The sequence below is a fragment of the Cognatundibacterium jejuense genome (genome assembly GCF_014284255.1).
GTDB classification, from domain to species: Bacteria; Pseudomonadota; Gammaproteobacteria; order Burkholderiales; family Burkholderiaceae_D; genus Undibacterium; species Undibacterium jejuense.
Map to the genome: position 1 here is coordinate 1 of NZ_JACOFV010000071.1, position 256 is coordinate 256.

A 256-nucleotide genomic window follows, 5' to 3' on the forward strand; every position below is an offset into this window, starting at 1 on the left:
GAAATAAATTTTGATTATTTCTACTTTACTTCTTCTAAATTGTTAAAGAACGAGATACTACTTAAACTACACTGACTTTCGCTTTGAAAGTTCAAACCTAAATCTTCACTTCAACGTCTATTGAGCTGCTTCTCTCAATCTTGCTGACTTAGGTTTGTACTATCTATTGGTAGGGCTGGTTGGGCTCGAACCAACGACCCCCGCGTTATCAACACGGTGCTCTAACCAGCTGAGCTACAGCCCCAGTATTGGTGGA

At 40.6% G+C, this 256-nt stretch carries 1 tRNA gene; it reads right to left on the reverse strand.

The features are described from left to right. Positions 1 to 167 precede the first annotated feature (167 nt). Positions 168 to 244: transfer RNA gene (locus H8K32_RS20825), tRNA-Ile, on the reverse strand. Between the last annotated feature and the right edge of the window lie 12 nt (positions 245 to 256).